This window comes from uncultured Flavobacterium sp. (genome assembly GCF_937967675.1).
GTDB lineage: Bacteria > Bacteroidota > Bacteroidia > Flavobacteriales > Flavobacteriaceae > Flavobacterium.
The window spans coordinates 1-4381 of the sequence record NZ_CALBSN010000096.1 but is presented as its reverse complement, the minus strand read 5'-3'; the positions used below and the strand labels follow the sequence as shown (position 1 = coordinate 4381).

Here is a 4381-nt window from a genome sequence, read left to right as displayed (position 1 = left end):
CGTTGCAACTATATCGTGCTGGAGCTTCTTCGCTTGGTTCTAAAACTAAAGTTTGAATATCGAATTTTCGAGTTTCGGTCAAAAGCATTTTCCCTAATTGACCTCCTCCTAAAATTCCTAATTTAAAATCAGAAGAAAAATAATTCATTTTGTTGTGTTGTTGTTTGCGCAAAGATAAGAGTAAGAATTTAGAATTCAGAATTTAGAATTCAGAAAATACTATTTGTTGAGTTTCTTTAATAAATTTCGAGTAGTCGCTTGGTAAGCTGCAGAATGATTCGAATAATCTTGCTCTATGATGGATTTTAATTCATCGTGAACCCAATCGTATTTCTTACCCAAAACAAAAAGCGCTTTCATAGCATACACTTTTGCAGCAACTTTTTCGTCTTGAATTAAACGGTCAATTAAGGCTTCTATTAAATTGTGTTCTTGTTGTTGTGTGAGAGAAATTCCGTTTTTTCTGTGATTGCTTTTCACTAAAAAGAAAGCAATTTTAGTCGCTGGTCGTAACGCTGAATCGTCTTTTATTTTGGGAAGAATGGTGCAGAAATCTTCAATGTAAGGAACAAATTGTTTTAGTTTCTTTTCGCAAACCAAATCTAAACTCCAAAACGCTTTTACATGTAATTCATTTTTGATGTCAAAAGCTAGTTCAATCATTTCGCTAAGATTTTTTTCATCTTTCATAGCAAAATTACTCACCATTTTTCGGCTGGCTACATGACAAGTGCTTTCATCGATTTTCTGATACATTTGGCTTTTCATTTGGTAAATATATCAAATTTGCAAAAAAGTTAAAATACTTTAGAGCTATTCATTTGACTTTCTTAAATTTGTTGTTTATTTCTAAATCTAACTAAAAGTGATACAACTACACGATAAGAAATTTGAAGTTTTTATCTCGGGAGAGGAAATTAATTTCGCCATTGAAAACATGGCCAAACAAATTGAAGACGATTTTTGTGATGATGTTCCTGTTTTTATTGGCGTTTTGAATGGCGCTTTCATGGTCGTGGCTGATTTATTAAAAAAATACAGTCACAATTGCGAAGTTTCGTTTGTGAAAATGGCTTCGTATGAAGGAACGCAAACTACCAATGAAGTAAAAGAACTGATTGGTTTGAATCAAAGTTTAGAAGGTCGTTCTGTAATTATCGTGGAAGACATTGTAGATACTGGAAATACGATAGAAGAATTAAAAGCCATTATGAAGCATCACAATGTGAAACATTTCAAAATTGCTACTTTATTCTTAAAACCAGAAGCCTATACAAAAGACATTAAATTGGATTACGTAGGGATTCGAATTCCAAATAAATTTATCGTAGGATATGGTTTAGACTACGATGGTTTAGGAAGAAATTTAAAAGACGTATATCAATTATCAGAATAACTAACTATTACACTTAACATAACAAAGCAATGATCAATATCGTATTATTTGGTAAGCCAGGAGCAGGAAAAGGAACACAAGCCGATTTTTTAAAACACAAATACAATTTAGTCCATTTATCTACAGGTGATATTTTTAGATTCAACATTAAAAATGATACCGAATTAGGTAGATTAGCTAAAACCTTTATGGATAAAGGTGATTTGGTTCCAGATGAAGTAACGATTAAAATGTTGCAAAGCGAAGTAGATAAAAATCCACAAGCAGCAGGTTTTTTATTTGATGGTTTTCCAAGAACAATTGCGCAAGCAGAAGCTTTAGATGCATTTTTAGCAGGAAAAAATCAAGAAATTACAGCGACAGTTGCATTAGAAGCTGATGATGAAATCTTAGTGCAACGTTTGCTAGAAAGAGGAAAAACTTCAGGAAGACCAGACGATCAAGATGAGGAAAAAATAAGAAATCGTTACCAAGAATATAACGAAAAAACCGCGCCATTAATGGATTATTACAAAACGCAACACAAATTTTACGCAGTCGATGGTATTGGGTCTATTGAAGAAGTGACTGAAAGATTAAGTTTGGTTTTGGACACATTTATATAATAAAATAAGGCTCGAGAGATAAATTTCGGGCTTTCGATTTTTTTTTCGATATTTGCACACAGAAAAGGAGCTATTTCCGTAATTTGGGATTTTAGCTCTTTTTTTATAATTTTAACTATGGAAATTTTAATCATTCTCTTTCTGATTATTTTAAACGGTGTTTTCTCAATGTCGGAAATCGCATTGATTTCAGCTCGTAAAAACCGATTAGAAACAGCGGCTAAAAAAGGAAATAAAAATGCAAAAGTAGCATTAGATTTAGCCAATTCGCCAAACGAATTTTTATCTACTGTTCAAATCGGAATTACTTTAATTGGGATTTTAACGGGTATTTATTCGGGAGATAAAATTACTACCGATGTACGAAATTTTGTAGCTACTTTTGAAGCATTAAAACCGTATTCGGAATCTATTGCTGTGGGAATTGTAGTAGTGGTATTAACATTTTTCTCTTTAGTTTTAGGTGAATTATTGCCAAAAAGAATCGGTTTAAATTATCCAGAAGGAATTGCAAAAGCAGTTGCGGTTCCCATGAAATTAGTTTCTACCATTACAATGCCTTTTATATGGTTGCTGACTATTTCAACTGAATCTTTGATGAAACTTTTGCAAATTAAACCAACAGCTGACGGAAAAGTTACAGAAGAAGAAATCAAAGCCATTATAAAAGAAGGAACTGAAGTAGGTGAAGTTCAAGAAATTGAGCAAGATATTGTGGAACGTGTTTTTCATATTGGCGATAGAAAAGTTAATTCATTAATGACGCACCGAAATTCAATTGTGTATTTGTCTTACGAAGATTCCATTGAAGAAATCAAAGCGAAAGTTTTAGATGAATTGCATTCGGTTTATCCAGTATGTGCGGATAATTTAGACGATGTAGAAGGAATCGTTTTGTTGAAAGATTTGTTTGCCAGTTTTGAAAAAGGAAATTTCGATTTAAAATCGATAATTAAAGAACCGGTATATTTTATTGAGCAAACATCGGCATATAAAGCATTGGAAAATTTCAAGGTTTCAAAAGTGCATTATGCTTTGGTTACCGATGAACACGGTGTTTTTCAAGGAATAATTACATTGAATGATATTTTAGAAGCGTTAGTAGGAGATGCGGCTGATTTCTATGAAGACGAATTTAAAATTGTAGCAAGAGAAGACGGTTCGTGGTTAGTTGACGGACATTATTCGCTGCACGATTTCTTAACTTATTTTGATATGGATGAGTTAATTGGAGATTACGAAGTAACAACAGTAAGTGGATTAATCATAACAGAATTAGGAGTAATCCCAAAACAAGGACAAAAGTTAATTTGGAACAAATTAGAGTTCGAAGTTATCGATATGGACGGTGTTAAAATTGATAAAGTTTTAATTACCAATTTAAAAGAATAATAATTAAGTATTCAGTGTTCAGTATTTAGTATGCAGTTCTAAATAGTGTCATTGAGAATAACAAATTGTTATCAGAAAAGAGGTTTTGTAGGTTGGAAAATTACTGAACACTCAACACTGATAACTGAACACTAAGAAAAGATGACAGAAGGAAATTTTGTAGACTACGTAAAAATATATGTTTCTTCCGGAAAGGGAGGAAAAGGGTCGTCGCATTTACACAGAGAAAAATTTATTGAAAAAGGTGGACCCGATGGTGGTGATGGAGGTCGTGGTGGACACGTATATATTAAAGGAAATAAAAATCTTTGGACTTTATTTCATTTAAAATTTTTGAAACACGTTCGTGCGGGTCACGGTGGCGATGGAGGAAGTTCAAGAAGTACAGGTCATGATGGAGAAGATAAATTTATTGAAGTCCCATTAGGAACAGTTGTAAAAGATCAAGAAACGGGTGATGTTTTGTTCGAAATTACAGAGCACGATGAAATGAAAATCATAGCAGAAGGTGGAAAAGGAGGTTTAGGGAACTGGCATTTTAGAAGTGCTACGAATCAAACGCCTCGTTATGCACAACCAGGTATGCCTGTAAAAGAAGTAGATGTAACTTTAGAATTAAAAGTATTAGCAGATGTAGGTTTGGTAGGTTTCCCTAATGCAGGAAAATCAACTTTGTTGTCAGTTTTAACTTCGGCAAAGCCAAAAATTGCCGATTATCCATTTACAACTTTAAAACCTAATTTAGGAATTGTAGCTTACAGAGATTTTCAATCGTTTGTAATGGCTGATATTCCTGGAATTATTGAAGGTGCAGCAGAAGGAAAAGGTTTAGGTCATTATTTTTTGCGTCATATCGAACGAAATTCAACTTTGTTGTTTTTAGTTCCTGCGGATGCCGATGATATTAAGAAAGAGTACGAAATTCTGTTAGATGAATTACGTCGTTACAATCCAGAAATGTTAGATAAAGATCGTTTAATTGTGATTT

The 4381-nt window shown here is 33.0% G+C and carries 5 protein-coding genes and 1 pseudogene; 4 read left to right on the top strand and 2 right to left on the bottom strand.

Annotation, left to right across the window (positions count from 1 at the left end):
* Both Q0075_RS06725 and Q0075_RS06720 read right to left on the bottom strand, forming a co-directional pair.
* Positions 1-148, bottom strand: a pseudogene (locus tag Q0075_RS06725) (5-(carboxyamino)imidazole ribonucleotide synthase); the annotation flags it as partial.
* 71 nt (positions 149-219) lie between these two features.
* The gene (locus Q0075_RS06720) at positions 220-756 is read right to left on the bottom strand and encodes a hypothetical protein (protein ID WP_297868838.1); all 537 of its coding nucleotides are present in this window, start codon (positions 754-756) and stop codon (positions 220-222) included.
* Positions 757-865: 109 nt separating this feature from the next.
* Between Q0075_RS06720 and hpt the strand changes: the two genes are divergently transcribed.
* The 4 genes from hpt to obgE all read left to right on the top strand — a co-directional run.
* Positions 866-1396, top strand: coding sequence for a hypoxanthine phosphoribosyltransferase (gene hpt, locus Q0075_RS06715; protein ID WP_026725667.1), 531 nt, complete (start codon positions 866-868; stop codon positions 1394-1396).
* A 29-nt stretch (positions 1397-1425) separates the two neighbouring features.
* Complete coding sequence (locus Q0075_RS06710; protein WP_297868837.1) at positions 1426-2001, top strand: adenylate kinase; 576 nt, start codon at positions 1426-1428, stop codon at positions 1999-2001.
* A 117-nt stretch (positions 2002-2118) separates the two neighbouring features.
* Positions 2119-3393 (top strand): hemolysin family protein, encoded by a 1275-nt coding sequence (locus Q0075_RS06705; protein WP_297868836.1) that lies wholly within the window; start codon positions 2119-2121, stop codon positions 3391-3393.
* Between the two features lie 141 nt (positions 3394-3534).
* On the top strand, positions 3535-4381 hold an 847-nt coding region (gene obgE, locus Q0075_RS06700; RefSeq protein WP_297868835.1), incomplete at its 3' end, for a GTPase ObgE.